Genomic DNA, 16,737 nt, shown 5'->3' with positions numbered 1-16,737 from the left:
ATCATCCCTTCACTCGGGTCAGCGAGCGGCGCGCAGCGTCGACGACGGCTTCTGCGGTGATTCCGAACTCGCGGTACAGGGTCTTGTAATCGGCGGAGGCACCGAAGTGCTCGAGCGACACGGCCTCGCCGGCGTCGCCGATGAGCCGGTACCAGGGCATCGCGAGACCGGCTTCGACGGAAACGCGGGCACGGACCGACGGGGGGAGCACCTCGTCGCGGTAGGCCTGGTCCTGCTCGAGGAACCAGTCGAGCACGGGCACCGAGACGACCCGGGTGGGCACACCGTCGGCCTCGAGGGTCTCGCGGGCAGCGACGGCCAACTCGACCTCGGAGCCGGTCGCGAGCAGAACGACCTCGGGGGTTCCGGTGGACGCCTCGAACAGGACGTACGCACCGCGGGCCACACCTTCGGCGGCCTTCTCACGCGTGCCTTCGAGAACCGGCACGTTCTGGCGGGTGAGCGCCAGCGCGGTCGGACCTGTCTTGTTCTCCAGCGCCGACTTCCACGCGAAGGACGTCTCGTTGGCGTCGGCCGGACGGATCACCGCAAGGTTGGGGATTGCGCGCAGCGCCGCGAGGTGCTCGATCGGCTGATGCGTCGGGCCGTCCTCGCCGAGCCCGATCGAGTCGTGCGTCCACACATAGATGGCCGGCGTCTGCATCAGCGCGGCCAGGCGCACTGCGGGCCGCATGTAGTCGGAGAAGACGAGGAACGTGCCACCGTAGGGCCGAGTCGGTCCGTGCAGGGCGATGCCGTTGAGGATCGAACCCATCGCGTGCTCGCGGATACCGAAGTGCAGGGTGCGCCCGTACGGCTGGGCGGTCCAGTCGGTGGTGGAGATCGATGTGGGCCCGAACGAGTCGGAGCCGGGGATCGTGGTGTTGTTGCTGCCGGCGAGGTCGGCGGACCCGCCCCACAGCTCGGGCAGGATCGGGCCGAGGGTCGCGAGCGCATTGCCCGACGCCTTGCGCGTGGCCGGACCGCTGTCGGTCGGATCGTAGAGCGGCAGGGCGTCGACCCAGCCCTCCGGGAACTCGCCCGCGTACAGACGGTCGAACAGTTCCTTGCGCTCGGGCTCGCGGCGGGCCCATTCCTCGAAGTCGGCCTGCCATGCGTCACGCGCCTTGGCGTTGCGTTCGACGACACCCCGGGCATGCTCGAGCACAGCCGGGTCGACGTCGAAGCTCTTCTCCGGATCGAAGCCGAGCACCTTCTTCACTGCGGCGACCTCGTCGGCACCCAGAGCGGCACCGTGCACGTCACCGGTGTTCATCTTGGTGGGAGCCGGATAACCGATGATCGTGCGCACCGAGATGAGCGACGGGCGATCGGTGACGGCCTTGGCGGCTTCGACCGCCTCGAGGATGCCGGTGACGTTCTCGCCGCCGTCGACGGTCTGCACGTGCCAGCCGTACGCCTCGTACCGCTTCGACACGTCCTCGCCGAGCGCGATCGTGGTGTCGTGCTCGATCGAGATCTTGTTGGCGTCGTAGAAGACGATCAGGTTGCCGAGTTCCTGCACACCCGCGAGGGACGAGGCCTCGGAGGTGACGCCCTCCTCGATGTCACCGTCGGAGGCGACCACGTAGACGAAGTGGTCGAACGGGCTCTCGCCCGGTGCAGTCTCGGGGTCGAACAGGCCACGCTCGCGGCGGGCGGCCATCGCCATACCCACGGCGGAGGCAAGTCCCTGGCCGAGCGGGCCGGTGGTCATCTCGACACCGGCGGTGTGCCCGTACTCGGGGTGGCCCGGGGTCAGCGAACCCCACGTGCGCAGCGCCTCGAGGTCGGCGAGTTCGACGCCGTACCCGGACAGGTACAGCTGGATGTACAGCGTCAGGCTGGAGTGCCCGCAGGACAGCACGAAGCGATCCCGTCCGACCCACTTCGGATCGGTCGGGTCGTGTCGCATCACGCGCTGGTACAGGGTGTACGCCAACGGAGCGAGGCTCATCGCGGTGCCGGGGTGCCCGTTGCCGACCTTCTGCACCGCGTCGGCGGCGAGCACACGGGCCGTGTCGACCGCCTTGGTGTCCAGGTCGGTCCAGTCGGCCGGATGTGCCGGCTGAGTGAGGGTGCGGATCTCGTCTGTGATCGACACGAGCAGAATTCTCCTGACATGGGTATACGGGGCGGCTGCGGGCAGAGTATGGCCCGCGCGCTCCTTCAGACTAGTGCGCCCCGTGGAGCGGGTCGATTCGGTCGGTGAGTCTCTGCCGTCTACCATCGTTTGTAGTAGTAAGGAGCGTCCGGAACCGGGCGACCGTGAACGGGCGAGCGAAGGTGCGGATTCGCGTGGTGCAAGGAGACAGAGTGCGGGCAGGGCAACGGCCGGGAGGACACGGCTTCGGCGCCCCCGAAGCACCGAGTGCTCCTCCTCGTCCCGACACCGCGTGGGGACGTATCTCGGGCACCGTCCTCGCCTATATCGCGCTCACCAAGCCCCGCGTGATCGAGTTGCTGCTGGTCGCGACGATTCCGGCGATGCTCTTCGCCGATCGCGGCCACGTCGACATCGTCCTGATCCTGAGCACCCTGTTCGGTGGCTGGATGGGTGCGGCGAGTGCCAATTCCCTCAACTGCGTGGTGGACGCCGACATCGACAAGGTGATGAAGCGCACCGCGCTCCGTCCGCTCGCGCGTCAGACCGTGCCGACCCGCAACGCGTTCGTCTTCGGTGTTCTTCTCGGCGTGGCGTCCTTCGCCTGGTTGTGGTGGCGGGCGAACCTGCTGTCGGGCCTGCTCGTCGTCGCCACCATCGCTTTCTACGTGCTGGTCTACACAATGGTGCTCAAGCGTCGTACCTGGCAGAACGTCGTGTGGGGCGGCGCCGCGGGATGCATGCCCGTGATGGTGGGCTGGGCTGCGGTCACCGGGTCGTTGAGCTGGGAACCGGTCGTGTTGTTCCTGGTCGTGTTCTTCTGGACGCCGCCGCACACGTGGGCGCTGGCGATGCGGTACAAGGAGGACTACAAGGCGGCTGGTGTGCCGATGCTGCCCGTGATCGCGACAGAGCAGCACGTCACCAAGCAGATCCTTCTGTACACCTGGGCGACCGTCATCGCGACGCTGGTGATCGTGCCTGCCGCCGGCGTCGTCTACGCGGTGGTGGCGATCCTCGCCGGGGCGTGGTTCCTGTTCGTCGCTCACCAGCTCTACAACAGCGTGCGCGGCGGCGCCTCGGTCAAGCCGCTCAAGCTGTTTCTGCAATCCAACAACTATCTCGCGGTCGTGTGCCTCGGACTGGCGGTCGACTCGGTGCTGGCTCTGCCGACGATCGGGTCCTACTTCTGACCCGGCTCCCGCGCTGAACCGAAGCCCCGCTCCTCACCGGAGCGGGGCTTCGTCCTTGCTGGAGTCTCCTACTCGTCCCGCGGTGTCGTCAGGGGAGCAGGACGACCGACCCGGTGGTGTGACGGGCAGCAAGATCGGTGTGTGCCCGCGCAGCTTCGGACAGGGGGTAGGTCGCGCCGACGCGGATGCGCAGGGAACCGTCGGCGATCGCGGCGAACACGTCTCCCGCCCGCCAGAGCAGTTCGTCACGGGTGCGGGTGTAGTGCGCGAGGGTCGGCCGGGTGACGAACAGCGAACCCGCCGGGTTGAGGCGCTGCAGATCGAACGGGGGAACCGGCCCGCTCGCAGCACCGAACAGTGCCACGGTGCCGCGGATCCGGACCGACGCCAGTGACGCTTCGAACGTCGCCGCACCCACCCCGTCGTATGCCGCGGCGACGCCTTCGCCGTCCGTGAGTTCCCTGACGCGGGCGGCGACATCGTCCTCGTAGCGCAGCACCTCGGCGGCACCCGCCTCACGGGACAGCGCCTCTTTCGCGTCGGACGAGACCGTGGTGATCACGCGCACGCCCTTCGCCGCGGCGAGTTGGGTCAGCAGCAGGCCCACCCCGCCGGCGCCCGCGTGGACCAGCACCGTCTCCCCGGGCCGAGCGGGATACAGCGACTCGATGAGGTAGTGGGCGGTCATGCCCTGCAGCAGTGCGGACGCGGCCTGCTCCGCGGGCACCCCGTCCGGCACGGGCACCGCCACCTCCTGCGGCACGCGCACGAGTTCCGCGTAGGACCCGGGAGCCGCGCACCAGGAGACCCGCGAACCGATCACGTCGTCCGGGACATCCGAGCCGACGGCGACGACGGTGCCAGTACCTTCCGAGCCCGGGATATAGGGCAGGTCGGTGGGGTACATGCCCGTGCGGAAGTACGTGTCGATGAAGTTCACGCCGATGGCGTCGGTGCGGACGAGCAGGTCGCCGGGAGCGGGTTGTGGGTCGGGACGTTCCACCGGAACGAGGACGTCGGGGCCTCCGAACTGTGCCACTTCGATTGCGCGCATTCCGTCACAGTATTCTGCTTTCATGAGCGCCGAAACAGAGGTCGCGGCAGCACCGGCCGCCATCGTCTCGTCCATTCGCACCTTCGTCGCCGAGCACGGCGGCTCCGGCAAGGCCGTTCTTCAGCCGATCGGTCGTTCCGGGGTACGTGTCACGGTCGTCGCCGCCGACGGGACACTCGGTGACCGCGTGGCCAAGGATCTGCCGACCGCCCGGGCGGTCGTCGATGCGTTGCCGGACGTCACCGTCTCCGAGTGGGACCGGGAGCTGACCAGCATCGTGAATCCGGCGCCGGGGCACTGGAAGAAGATGGCCGGCTGGGTCGCCCGGCAGGTCAAGTTCCCGAAAGCGCGCAACGAGCAGGCTGTTCGTTCCTGACACCGGCAGGACAACAACTCCGGGACAACAACTCCGGGGCCGTTCACATCGACGATGTGATCGGCCCCGGAGTCGTTGCAGGGGGTTTCTAGACCGGGACGGGCTCAGGCGCCGGGGCAGTGGTGCGTACCCGTCCGGCGGCCCAGACGGCGGCGGTCGCCGCGGTGCACAGACCGGCGCCGGCGACGTGCAGCACCACCAGCACCGCCGGCACATCCGTCCAGAACTGCACGAGTCCGATACCTGCCTGGACGGCGACGAGGGCGAGTACGACCTTCAGCCGCGTCTTGACCGCCGCGGGGGCGTGGAGGGCGTACACCGCGAAGGTGAGGCCGACGAGCAGCGCGAGGTAGCCGACGAGGGCTTCTGCGTGCAGGTGCACCAGCATCGTGATGTCGAGGTCGAGGCGGGGCACCGGGTTCTCGATGCTCTTGTCGCCGGCGTGCGGTCCGGCCCCGGTGACCATGGTGCCCAGGACGAGGACGCCCGCCAGTGCGACGGCAGACAGTGCCGTGAGCCAGCGGAGGGGCTGCGGCAAGACCTGCACCATCACCCCGTCGTCCGGTTCACCCACCTTGGTGTAGAGAATCACGGCGAGCCAGACCATCAGCATGGATGCGAGCATGTGGATCGCGACGGTCCACCACACCAGGCCCGCGAGGACGGTGATACCGCCGAGGATGGCCTGGATGACGGTGCCGGCGGGCATGAGCCAGGCCCACACGATCACTTCCCGGCGCCGGCGCGCCCGGGTCACCGCGAGGACGATGGCCGCCGCGACAGCGACGACGACGAACGTGAGCAATCTGTTCCCGAACTCGACGACCTGGTGCAGGGTGTGCACGTTGCTCGACACCCCGACCGGGACCAACGATCCGGGGAAACACTGGGGCCAGGTGGGGCAGCCGAGTCCCGACGCGGTCACGCGGACCACGGAACCGGTCACTGCGATGCCACCCTGGGTGAGAATCGTCAGGAGCGCGATGATCCGCTGCGTCCGGAGAGACGGCAGCGGGAGACGGTCGACAAGACTCAGGTAGCCGCGATACAACACGGTGCCGATGCTACGGCGTCGTCCACTACGAGGTGTAGTTGGGTGCGGCGCCGATCAGGTGAACCGGAACCATCTCACAGCGGCGGCTCCACCGACCGCCGTCCACGCCACCAGAACGACGATCGACAGCCAATCCACTCCGCCCGCCACGGCGGCGTCCAGCGCCAGCGTCAACGCGCCCGACGGCACGACTCGTACGACGTGCAGCAAAGCCTCGGGAACGACGTCGTCGAGCAGCACGATGCTGCCGATGCCGAGGAGGACGAACCACACGATGTTGGCGAGGGCGAGCACGATCTCGGCGCGGAGCGTGCCGCCGAGAAGCAGGCCCAGCGTTGCGAACATCACCGTTCCGAGCGCGATCACGACGGCGCCCACGAGGAGTCCGACGGGGGTGGGGCGCCATCCGAGGACGACCCCGATACCGCCCAGCAGAATTGATTGCAGCACCACTACGAGCCCCACCGCACCGCTTTTACCTGCGATGATTCCCCACTTCGGGAGTGCTGTCGCACCGATCCTTTTCAATGCACCGTATCTGCGGTCGAATCCGACGGCGATCGCTTGCCCGGTGAAGGCGGTGGACATGATGGCCACCATCATCACGGCGGGCAGCACGCGGGCCGCGCGGTCCTCGCCGAGATCGGCGATCGGCAGCAGCGTGAGGCCGATCAGCAACGTGATGGGGATGAACATCGTCAGCAGCAACTGCTCGCCGTTGCGCAGAAGCAGTTTCAGTTCCATACGGGTCTGGGCCGCCAGCATCTTCGCCGGCGCGTTCGGCGTCGGGCGGGGTGTGAAGGTCCCCTCGGCGAATCTGTTGTTCGCCAGTCGGTCGTGGGTCACGCTCACCCTCTCAGCTCCCGTCCGGTCAGTTCCAGGAACACGTCCTCGAGGCTGCGCTGATCCACCCGGATCTCGGTGGCCAGCACCCCCAGTGCCGCGCACCACTGTGCCGCCGCAGCGACCACGCCCGGATCGACCGCGCCTTCGACGAGATAGCGGCCGGGCAGTGCCTCCCGGACCCGGCAGGTGCCGGCCAGCGAAGCTTGCAGCGGCGCCACATCCAGAGCGGGAGGGGCGGTCAGCCACAGCTGGCCCTCCGCGCCGGTGCGCATGACCTCTTCGGGAGTTCCCGCGGCGACTACCCGGCCGTGGTCGATGATCACGATCTCGTCGGCGAGTTCCTCGGCTTCGTCCATCAGGTGGGTGGTGAGCAACACGCTCACGCCGTCACGGCGCAACGCGTCGATCAGCTCCCACACCAGCAGGCGAGCCTGCGCGTCGAGACCGGCGGTGGGTTCGTCGAGGAACACCAGTTCGGGCCTGCCGACGAGGGCACACGCCAGCGCGAGGCGTTGTTGCTGGCCGCCGGACAACCGGCGGTAGGGGGTGCGCCGGGCCTCGTCCAGGCCGAGCCGCTGAAGCAACCAGTCGGGATCGAGCGGGTCGGCCGAGTAGGCGGCCACGAGATCGAGCATCTCGCCCGCGCGGGATCCCGGGTAGGCGCCGCCACCCTGCAACATCACCCCGATGCGGGGCCGGAGCGCGTCGGAGTCGGCGACGGGGTCGAGCCCGAGTACCCGGACCGAGCCTTCGTCGGGGGTGACGAACCCCTCGCACATCTCGACGGTGGTGGTTTTCCCGGCGCCGTTGGGGCCGAGGAGGGCGAGCACCTGAGAACGCTCGACGGTCAGGTCGAGGTGATCCACCGCGGTGACGCCCCCAAATGTCTTCACAACGCCGTCCAGGCGCACGGCCGGCACTGCGCCGGGGGGAGAACTCGGGGTCACAGGGTTCCAGCCTAGGCGTCCGCGGTGTGGGGCGGGCGCACCGGTGCACGCTCCTCGCCTCGCCACGGCAGGATGTTGCGGGTCGCCACGATGAGCAGACCCACCACCGCGATGGTGGCGATGGCGGCCTGCACGATGATGAACGGCTGGTATTCACCGCCGTTGGGCATCAGGATCACGCTCACCACCGACGAGAAGGCGATGGTGGGAATCCGGAAGATCGGACGGGTCGCCCAGGCTGCGAGCGGAATCACAGCCCACAGCAGGTACCAGGGCTGGACCACCGGAAACAGCAGCACGATCGCACCGAGGGAGACGCCGAGCGCGCCCACCGGATGAATCCGCCCGGTCAGCGTCGCGAGCAGCATCCGCACCGTGACGAAGGCCGCCACGACGGCGGCGATGGGACGCGTGATCGACAGCACCGCGGTGGTGTGGTCGCCGAGACCGAGCAGTACTCCGCCGAGTCCGGTACCCATGCCGAGAAGTGTCGGAATCGACATCCAGCTGCGTACCTCGGTTGCCGTGCCGAGTGTCTGCGTCCAGCCCCAGCCGAGTCCGCTGCCCCAGCTGACGAAACCTATGACCAGTGCCGCGCCGATCCCGAGCATCACCGCGGTGGTCGTGACGGCTCGGAAGCTGCCACCCCGTCGCCGTGCGAGTGCCATGCCCACGAATCCGAGTGCCAGCAGCGACGGCACCTTGATCATCGCGGAGAGCGCGATCACCGCGGTTCCCGCGGCGATCCACGCCGCGGCACGGCCGCGAGACGTGTCGCCGTGCGCGCTGTCGGGATACACGCCGCGCAGCGCGAGTTCGACGCCGGTGAGCATGAGGCCGAGCATCAGGGCCTCGTTGTGGACGCCGGCAACGAGGTGGAAGAGCAGCAGCGGGTTGGCGGCGCCGAGCCACAGGGCGCTCACGGATGCGACCCCGCAGCGACGTGCCAGCCGCGGCAGTGCCCACACGATCAGCGCGACCCCCACCAGCGCGAACAGGCGGTGCACGAAGATCCCCGCCACGATGTTGTCCCCGGTCAGCGCGGCGATCTTCTCGCCGAGCCACAGGAACGCCGGACCGTAGGGCGCCGAGGTGTCGCGCCAGATGTTCGGCACGGTGCGTGTCAGAACGTGGTCGACGCCGAGAGCTCCGGCCGGACCGATGGCATACGGATCGAGTCCCCTCGCCGCGATCTCGCTCTGTGCGAGGTAGGAGTACACGTCCTTGCTGAACATCGGTGGCGCGACGACGAGCGGCACGATCCACAGCAACAGCGTCCGGTCGAGCTGTGAGCGGGTGAGCCGTCGTGGCTGACCGTCCGGGTCTCGCCGGCCGATCGCAAAACGGCCGAGCAGAAGCCATGCCAGGACCACCAGGACGATGCCGGTCATGGTCAGGGTGAGGGCGGCGCTGGGCATCCGGGCGGCGAGGCCGAGTCCCCGGACACCCTGGACAGGGTTCTGCAGTACCGGTTGTGCTCCGGCGCCGAGGGCACCGACCGCCATCAGCACGGTGCCGGTCGCGCCGAACAACCGGATCCGGTGCAGCTGTGTGGTTTCGACGGGGTCGAGCCCGCGGCCTTCGCTCTCGTCGCCGTGCAGTACGAGGGCGACGTCTGCCCGAGGGCTCGGGCGGTCGAGCCCGAGTGCGCGTCGTGTCAGTTCGAGAGCGCGGGTCGCGATGCCGGGTCGCCCCGCCGCGACCGGGTTCGCGCGCGGGGTAGGGCGTGTTGTCGGCGGCACCCGAGCAGCGTAACGGGCGCCCTCCGAGTCGCTTGAAGGCTCCGGGACCGGAAGGCGAGGAAGGGCACCCTTGGTGGAACCGTGCTTCGAATTCCGTCACACTGGTGTTGTGAAATCATCGACCGCACCCGACGTGCATGAGGAACGCCCAGGTCACGCGCCTGTGGCGCATCCTGCTCGCGCAGCAGGCGGCCGCGATACACACGAAGGCCAGACCCGCGCCGCGATCGTGCAACTCCTCGTCGAGCACGGCCCCATCACCGCACCCGAGATCGGGGAGCAGCTGGGGCTCAGTGCCGCAGGCGTGCGTCGGCACCTCGACGCTCTCATCGACGCAGGCGAAGCCGAGGCCGCCGCGCCGCCCCGCCGCCAAGGCCGCGGCAGGGGCCGCCCCGCCCGGCGGTTCCAGCTCACCGCCGTCGGCCGGGCACGCCTCGGTCACTCCTACGACGACCTCGCCACCGCCGCCATGCGCCACCTCCGCGAGATCGGTGGAGAAGCCGCGATCGAAGATTTCGCCAGACGGCGCGTGCAGTCGATCCTCAGCGGAGTCGACCCGGCCGGTCAGGATGTCGAGACCGTCGCCGAAGAGATCGCCGACTCCTTCTCCGAATCCGGCTTCGCGGCATCCACCCGGCGCGTCGGCACCGGGGTCCAGATCTGCCAGCACCACTGCCCCGTCTCGCACGTCGCCGAGCAGTTCCCGGAACTGTGCGAGGCGGAAGAGGAGGCGTTCGTGGAGATCCTCGGTACCCACGTGCAGCGGCTCGCGACCATCGCCAACGGCGACGCGTTCTGCACCACACACGTGCCGATCCTTCCCGCCAAGGAGCCGCCGAGCTCTTGACAACGTCTCCCGGAACCCCCGACCTGATGAACCACCCGTTGACAGTCGGCGCGCAGCCCACGCCGACCACACCCAGACTCCGGAAGGAGCTCGCATGACCGTCACATCGGACCAGACGTCCGGCGGCGCACAGCTGACGCAAGAAGAGGCCATCGACTCTCTCGGCCACTACCAGTTCGGCTGGTCGGACCCCGATGCCGCCGGTGCGGCAGCACAGCGTGGTCTGTCCGAGCACGTCGTGCGGGACATCTCCTCCAAGAAGAGCGAACCCGAGTGGATGCTCGACATCCGGCTCAAGGCACTGCGCACGTTCGACAAGAAGCCGATGCCGGGCTGGGGTTCGGACCTCGACGGGATCGACTTCGACAACATCAAGTACTTCGTGCGTTCCACGGAGAAGCAGGCCGCCAGCTGGGACGAGCTGCCCGCCGACATCAAGAACACCTACGACAAGCTGGGCATCCCCGAGGCCGAGAAGCAGCGGCTGATCTCCGGTGTCGCCGCCCAATACGAGTCCGAGGTCGTCTACCACCAGATCCGCGAGGACCTCGAAGCGCAGGGCGTGATCTTCCTCGACACCGACTCGGGTCTGCGTGAGCACCCCGAGCTGTTCCGCGAGTACTTCGGCACGGTGATCCCGGCCGGCGACAACAAGTTCTCCGCGCTGAACACCGCCGTGTGGTCGGGAGGCTCGTTCATCTACGTGCCGCCGGGCGTGCACGTCGATATCCCGCTGCAGGCCTACTTCCGGATCAACACCGAGAACATGGGCCAGTTCGAGCGCACCCTGATCATCGTCGACGAGGGCGCCTCGGTGCACTACGTCGAGGGTTGCACCGCGCCGATCTACAAGTCCGACTCCCTGCACTCCGCGGTCGTCGAGATCATCGTCAAGAAGGGCGGCCACTGCCGCTACACGACGATCCAGAACTGGTCGAACAACGTCTACAACCTGGTGACCAAGCGCACCAAGGTCGAGGCGGGCGGCTCCATGGAATGGATCGACGGAAACATCGGTTCCAAGGTGACGATGAAGTACCCGGCCGTGTGGATGATGGGCGAGCACGCTCGCGGTGAGGTGCTCTCCGTCGCGTTCGCCGGTGAGGGACAGCACCAGGACACCGGTGCGAAGATGCTGCACCTGGCGCCGCACACGTCGTCGACCATCGTGTCGAAGTCTGTCGCGCGCGGCGGCGGACGCGCGTCGTACCGCGGTCTCGTGCAGGTCAACAAGGGCGCCTACGGGTCCAAGTCGACCGTCAAGTGCGATGCGCTGCTCGTCGACCAGATCAGCCGCTCGGACACCTACCCGTACGTCGACATCCGCGAGGACGACGTCACGATGGGCCACGAAGCGACCGTGTCCAAGGTCAGCGACGACCAGCTTTTCTACCTCATGAGCCGCGGCCTCAACGAGGACGAGGCGATGGCGATGGTGGTCCGCGGGTTCGTCGAGCCCATCGCCAAGGAGCTGCCGATGGAGTACGCCCTCGAGCTCAACCGACTGATCGAACTGCAGATGGAAGGGGCAGTCGGCTAAATGACTGCGGAAGCGAAGAACATCCCCACCCCCGGAACACCGGCAGGCGGTGCCGGGGTCCAGGAAGCTGTGCGCGGCGAGAACCCCGCGTCGGCTCTCGAAGGCTCCGCCAAACCGGCAGCCAACAAGGGTGAGGTGTTCACGTCGTTCGACGTGAACGCCTTCGAGATCCCCTCCGGCCGCGACGAGATCTGGCGGTTCACGCCGCTGCGCCGGCTGCGCGGACTTCACGACGGCAGTGCCGTCGCCAGCGGCTCCGCGACCGTCGAGGTCACCTCCGTCGACGGCGTGCAGGTCGAGACCGTCGGCCGTGACGACGCGCGCCTCGGTCAGGCCGGCGTCCCGTTCGACCGGATCGCCGCGCAGGCGTACTCGTCGTTCGAGACCGCCACCGTCCTCACCGTCGGCCGCGAAGCGGAGATCGCCGATCCCGTCGTCGTCACGGTCACCGGACCGGGCGAGGGGAACGTGGCCTACGGGCATCTGCAGATCCGCCTCGAGCCCTTCGCCCGGGTCACCGTGGTGGTGGACCAGCGGGGGAGCGGCACCTACGCCGAGAACGTCGAGTTCATCGTCGGCGACAGCGCCCAGCTCAAGGTCGTGGCGGTGCAGGACTGGGCGGACGACGCCGTTCACGTCGCAGCGCACCACGCCCGGCTGGGCCGTGACGCGGTGCTGCGTCACTTCACCGTCGCGCTCGGTGGCGATCTGGTCCGCGTGTCGGCCACGACCAAGTACGACGCGCCCGGCGGCGACGCCGAGTTGCTCGGTCTGTACTTCGCGGATGCCGGGCAGCACCTCGAGCAGCGTCTGCTCGTCGACCACTCGCAGCCGCACTGCAAGTCGAACGTGATCTACAAGGGTGCGCTGCAGGGTGATCCCGCTTCCGGGAAGCCGGACGCGCGCACCGTGTGGATCGGCGACGTCCTCATCCGCGCAGCAGCCGAGGGCACCGACACCTTCGAGCTCAACCGCAATCTGGTGCTCACCGACGGCGCCCGCGCCGACTCGGTCCCGAACCTCGAGATCGAGACCGGCGAGATCCTCGGTGCCGGCCACGCATCGGCGACGGGCCGCTTCGACGACGAGCAGCTCTTCTACCTGCGGTCCCGCGGTATCCCGGAAGACCAGGCGCGGCGCCTCGTCGTGCGCGGCTTCTTCCACGAACTCCTGGAACGGATCACGGTGCCCGAGATCCGCGAGCGTCTCGACGCCGCCATCGAAGCAGAGCTGGCGGCGGTCGGCGCCTGACCGGCCACGACCCGTAACCCTGATACTTCTTCTTTAAGGAACCACTGATCGATGTCTACACCTCAGAACGTCCTCGAGATCAAGGACCTGCACGTTCGTGTCGCACAGACCGACGCGAACGCCGAGCCGATCGACATCCTCAAGGGCGTCGACCTCACTGTCCGCTCGGGTGAGACCCACGCCATCATGGGCCCCAACGGCTCCGGCAAGTCCACACTCTCGTACGCGATCGCCGGCCACCCCAAGTACGAGGTGACCTCCGGCAGCATCACCCTCAACGGTGAAGACGTGCTGGCGATGACGGTCGACGAGCGCGCCCGCGCCGGACTGTTCCTCGCGATGCAGTACCCCGTCGAGGTCCCCGGGGTCTCGATGTCGAACTTCCTGCGCACCGCGGCCACCGCCGCGCGCGGCGAGGCCCCGAAGCTCCGGCACTGGGTCAAGGAAGTCAAGGGTGCGATGTCCGAACTCGACATCGACCCCGCCTTCGGCGAGCGCAGCGTGAACGAAGGCTTCTCCGGCGGCGAAAAGAAGCGTCACGAGATCCTTCAGCTCGGACTGCTCAAGCCGCGCATCGCGATCCTCGACGAGACCGACTCCGGCCTCGACGTCGATGCGCTGCGCGTCGTGTCCGAGGGCGTGAACCGCTACCAGGAACGTGAGCACGGCGGCGTTCTGCTCATCACGCACTACACCCGCATCCTGCGCTACATCAAGCCGCAGTTCGTGCACGTGTTCGTCGGCGGCCGCATCGTCGAATCCGGCGGTCCCGAACTGGCCGACGAGCTCGAGACCAACGGCTACGAGCGCTTCACCCACGCCGCAGCAGCTGACACCCAGGGAGCGTGATCGGATGACGGTGCCGGTGCGGACGCTCGACGTCGCCCGGATCAGGGCCGACTTCCCGATCCTCGGGCGGACGGTGCGCGACGACAAGCCGCTGGTCTACCTCGACTCGGGTGCGACGTCGCAGCGTCCGGTGCAGGTCCTCGATGCCGAGCGTGAGTTCCTCACGACGTGCAATGCCGCGGTCCACCGCGGCGCGCACGCCCTGTCGGAGGAAGCAACGGACGCATACGAGGGCGCCCGCGCCACCATCGCCGGTTTCGTCGGTGTCGACGCCGACGAGGTGGTCTTCACCAAGAACGCCACCGAGGCGCTGAACCTGGTCGCGTACGCGTTCGCCGACGATCGTTTCCCGCATGCGCTCGGGCCCGGTGACGAGATCGTCGTCACCGAACTCGAGCATCACGCGAACCTCGTGCCCTGGCAGGAACTCGCCCGGCGCACCGGCGCGACCCTGCGGTGGTACGGCGTGACCGACGACGGCCGGATCGACCTCGACTCGCTCGAGCTCACCGAGCGCGTCAAGGTGGTGGCGTTCTCGCATCAGTCCAACGTCACAGGTGCCGTCGCGCCTGTCGAGGAGATCGTCCGGCGGGCTCGGGCGGTGGGCGCGCTCGTCGTGCTCGACGCCTGCCAGTCGGTGCCGCACGCGGCCGTGGACTTCCGGGAACTGAACGTCGACTTCGCGGCGTTCTCGGGGCACAAGATGCTCGGTCCGTCGGGGATCGGTGTTCTGTACGGCCGCCGTGACCTGCTCGCCGACGTTCCGCCGTTCATCACCGGCGGCTCGATGATCGAGACCGTCACCATGGAGGCCACCACGTTCGCGGCGCCCCCGCAGCGATTCGAGGCCGGCTCTCCGATGTCGTCGCAGGCCGTCGGACTCGGCGCCGCGGTGCGATACCTGCAGGACATCGGCATGGACGCGGTGGCCGCGCACGAGCACGAGTTGACGGCCGCGGCACTGAGCGAGCTGGGAAGCATCGACGGGGTACGGATCATCGGGCCCACCACGGCTGAGCAGCGCGGAGGCGCGGTGTCGTTCGTCGTCGACGGAATCCACGCTCATGATCTCGGGCAGATCCTCGACGACGAGGGCGTCGAGATCCGCGTCGGCCATCACTGCGCATGGCCGCTGCACCGCCGGTTCGGGGTCGCAGCGACCGCACGCGCGTCGTTCGCTGTGTACAACACGCTCGACGAGGTTCGGGCACTCGGCGCGGCGATTCGGCGCGCCCAGGAATTCTTCGGGGAGCGTGCCTGATGCGAATGGAACAGATGTACCAGGAGGTGATCCTGGATCACTACAAGCATCCGCATCACCGCGGCCTGCGTGACCCGTTCGGCGCCGAGGTCCACCACGTCAATCCCACCTGTGGGGACGAGGTGACCCTGCGCGTGCACCTCGACGGCGGGACGGTGGCCGATGTCTCGTACGACGGACAGGGCTGTTCGATCAGCCAGGCGTCCACCTCGGTGCTCACCGACCAGGTGATCGGCATGTCCGTTGCCGATGCGCTCGCCACCGTCGACAGCTTCGTCGAGATGGTCGGCAGTCGGGGCACCGTCGAAGGTGACGAGGACGTGCTCGGCGACGGCATCGCATTCGCCGGCGTATCGAAGTACCCGGCACGCGTGAAGTGCGCGTTGCTGGGCTGGATGGCTTTCAAGGATGCCGTCGCGCAGACCGTGGACAAGACCGGCGACTCCGCCGCTCCCGCGAGCGGCGGCGCCGACACCGTTTCGAGCGGAGGACAGAACCGATGACAGAACCCGCCCCCGGCACCACGAACCCCGAGACCGCGGACGCCACTTCCGTGGCCGACGGCGCCAGCGGCGACGCGACCACGCTGGTCGCCGACACCGTGCCGCCGCTGGATCCGGTACGACTCGACGAGCTCGAAGAGGCGATGCGCGACGTCGTCGACCCGGAACTCGGCATCAACGTCGTCGACCTCGGCCTGGTGTACGGCATCTCCGAGGCCGAGGAAACGGTCACGGTCGATATGACCCTCACCTCGGCCGCCTGCCCGCTCACCGATGTGATCGAGGATCAGGCTCGCAACGCGCTCGTGCGCAGCGGCATGTGCGGCGAACTCCGCATCAACTGGGTGTGGATGCCGCCGTGGGGACCCGACAAGATCACCGAGGACGGACGCGAACAGTTGCGCGCCCTCGGTTTCACCGTGTGACAGTTACGGAACTCCGTGACCGACACACAGTGGCGCGCAGACGAGAACGGCGGTAGCCCGTCGGCCGACACGGCCGATGCGGCGACCGCCGATCCCGTCGTCGCGCTCGAGCACGAAATGATCGCGGTGACCCGTCGCTTCAGGCGTCTGATCGCCGAACGGTCCCGCGCGGTGCATCCGCGGCTGGACCCGGTGTGTTACCCGATGTTGCTCATGCTGCGTCGCGCCGACGCGGTCGCGATGTCGGATCTCCTGACGGAACTGGCGATCGAGAAATCGACGTTGACTCGTCGTATCGACAGTGCGGCACGCCTCGGACTGGTCGAGCGGATTCCCGATCCGGACGACGCCCGCGCCCGCCTGGTCGCGCTGGACCCGGGGTGCCGGCGCAAACTCGACGAGATCCTGGAGAACGAGACCGAACTCTGGCGTGGGCGCTTGGCTGATTGGAGTGCCGCCGATATCCGCGAGCTCACCGCGTTGCTGCAGCGCCTCGGCGAGTCGATGGACTGACCGCGCGCGCGGGGTGGCGACCTGCGGTGCCCGGGACTTTGGTTGCCTGTTGCAACCAACCGGTCCTACAGTGTGCGGCAGAGCACATTTCCGCGAGCACGGACCCCGGAGTCTCCGCCGCCCGGCATCTGCGGACAGCAGCATCTCCCGGATACCGAGGCATCCATGACGTCGAGCGCCCAGTACGATCCCGCGGCTGCCGAAGCCGATCCCGACCCCGGGCCGGGAGCCG

16 protein-coding genes are annotated in these 16,737 nt (G+C 68.2%); 10 read left to right on the top strand and 6 right to left on the bottom strand.

The window, feature by feature from the left end:
• Position 1 precedes the first annotated feature (1 nt).
• Positions 2–2,104, bottom strand: coding sequence for a transketolase (gene tkt / locus RDCOP1_RS01585; protein ID WP_072698309.1), 2,103 nt, complete (start codon positions 2,102–2,104; stop codon positions 2–4).
• Positions 2,105–2,316: 212 nt separating this feature from the next.
• Between tkt and RDCOP1_RS01580 the strand changes: the two genes are divergently transcribed.
• On the top strand, positions 2,317–3,297 hold the full coding sequence (locus RDCOP1_RS01580; RefSeq protein ID WP_072698826.1) for a heme o synthase: 981 nt from the start codon (positions 2,317–2,319) through the stop codon (positions 3,295–3,297).
• Positions 3,298–3,385: 88 nt separating this feature from the next.
• Here RDCOP1_RS01580 and RDCOP1_RS01575 read toward each other — a convergent pair whose 3' ends face one another.
• Positions 3,386–4,351, bottom strand: a complete 966-nt coding sequence (locus RDCOP1_RS01575) for a quinone oxidoreductase family protein (protein WP_072698308.1) — start codon at positions 4,349–4,351, stop codon at positions 3,386–3,388.
• Between the two features lie 22 nt (positions 4,352–4,373).
• Between RDCOP1_RS01575 and RDCOP1_RS01570 the strand changes: the two genes are divergently transcribed.
• The gene (locus RDCOP1_RS01570; RefSeq protein ID WP_072698307.1) at positions 4,374–4,727 is read left to right on the top strand and encodes a hypothetical protein; all 354 of its coding nucleotides are present in this window, start codon (positions 4,374–4,376) and stop codon (positions 4,725–4,727) included.
• Between the two features lie 88 nt (positions 4,728–4,815).
• On the opposite strand, the gene RDCOP1_RS01565 is transcribed toward RDCOP1_RS01570, so the two are convergent.
• The 4 genes from RDCOP1_RS01565 to mptB are packed head-to-tail and all read right to left on the bottom strand — an operon-like array spanning position 4,816 to position 9,316.
• Positions 4,816–5,781: a COX15/CtaA family protein gene (locus RDCOP1_RS01565; protein ID WP_072698306.1), complete on the bottom strand. Its 966-nt coding sequence runs from the start codon at positions 5,779–5,781 to the stop codon at positions 4,816–4,818.
• A 54-nt stretch (positions 5,782–5,835) separates the two neighbouring features.
• A complete protein-coding gene (locus RDCOP1_RS01560; protein WP_072698304.1) occupies positions 5,836–6,633 on the bottom strand; it encodes an ABC transporter permease in 798 nt (265 codons plus the stop codon).
• Complete coding sequence (locus tag RDCOP1_RS01555; RefSeq protein ID WP_072698302.1) at positions 6,630–7,574, bottom strand: ABC transporter ATP-binding protein; 945 nt, start codon at positions 7,572–7,574, stop codon at positions 6,630–6,632. Before RDCOP1_RS01555 ends, RDCOP1_RS01560 begins: the two co-directional genes overlap by 4 nt.
• 11 nt (positions 7,575–7,585) lie before the next feature.
• Entirely contained in the window at positions 7,586–9,316 is a 1,731-nt protein-coding gene (gene mptB / locus RDCOP1_RS01550; RefSeq protein ID WP_169848797.1) for a polyprenol phosphomannose-dependent alpha 1,6 mannosyltransferase MptB, read from the bottom strand.
• A 73-nt stretch (positions 9,317–9,389) separates the two neighbouring features.
• On the opposite strand from mptB, the gene RDCOP1_RS01545 reads away from it, so the two are divergent.
• From RDCOP1_RS01545 to RDCOP1_RS01510, 8 genes are all read left to right on the top strand, one after another.
• A complete protein-coding gene (locus RDCOP1_RS01545) occupies positions 9,390–10,163 on the top strand; it encodes a helix-turn-helix transcriptional regulator (RefSeq protein ID WP_072698301.1) in 774 nt (257 codons plus the stop codon).
• Positions 10,164–10,257: 94 nt separating this feature from the next.
• Positions 10,258–11,703, top strand: a complete 1,446-nt coding sequence (gene sufB, locus RDCOP1_RS01540; protein WP_072698300.1) for a Fe-S cluster assembly protein SufB — start codon at positions 10,258–10,260, stop codon at positions 11,701–11,703.
• Positions 11,704–12,954 (top strand): Fe-S cluster assembly protein SufD, encoded by a 1,251-nt coding sequence (gene sufD, locus RDCOP1_RS01535; RefSeq protein ID WP_072698299.1) that lies wholly within the window; start codon positions 11,704–11,706, stop codon positions 12,952–12,954.
• 51 nt (positions 12,955–13,005) lie between these two features.
• Positions 13,006–13,803, top strand: coding sequence for a Fe-S cluster assembly ATPase SufC (gene sufC / locus RDCOP1_RS01530; protein WP_072698298.1), 798 nt, complete (start codon positions 13,006–13,008; stop codon positions 13,801–13,803).
• Between the two features lie 4 nt (positions 13,804–13,807).
• Entirely contained in the window at positions 13,808–15,064 is a 1,257-nt protein-coding gene (locus tag RDCOP1_RS01525) for a cysteine desulfurase (RefSeq protein WP_072698297.1), read from the top strand.
• The gene (sufU, locus tag RDCOP1_RS01520; RefSeq protein WP_072698296.1) at positions 15,064–15,567 is read left to right on the top strand and encodes a Fe-S cluster assembly sulfur transfer protein SufU; all 504 of its coding nucleotides are present in this window, start codon (positions 15,064–15,066) and stop codon (positions 15,565–15,567) included. Before RDCOP1_RS01525 ends, sufU begins: the two co-directional genes overlap by 1 nt.
• Positions 15,564–15,992 carry a metal-sulfur cluster assembly factor gene (locus RDCOP1_RS01515; RefSeq protein ID WP_072698295.1) on the top strand — a complete coding sequence of 143 codons (429 nt, stop codon included), beginning with the start codon at positions 15,564–15,566 and terminating at the stop codon, positions 15,990–15,992. Before sufU ends, RDCOP1_RS01515 begins: the two co-directional genes overlap by 4 nt.
• 15 nt (positions 15,993–16,007) lie before the next feature.
• Entirely contained in the window at positions 16,008–16,505 is a 498-nt protein-coding gene (locus RDCOP1_RS01510) for a MarR family winged helix-turn-helix transcriptional regulator (protein ID WP_231922946.1), read from the top strand.
• The last annotated feature ends 232 nt before the right edge of the window (positions 16,506–16,737 follow it).

Origin of the sequence: Rhodococcus coprophilus NBRC 100603, from assembly GCF_001895045.1 — a bacterium.
In the GTDB taxonomy this organism is placed as follows: Bacteria; Actinomycetota; Actinomycetes; order Mycobacteriales; family Mycobacteriaceae; genus Rhodococcus; species Rhodococcus coprophilus.
Note: the sequence above shows the minus strand (reverse complement) of the source record. Positions and strands in the feature narration are given on the sequence as shown.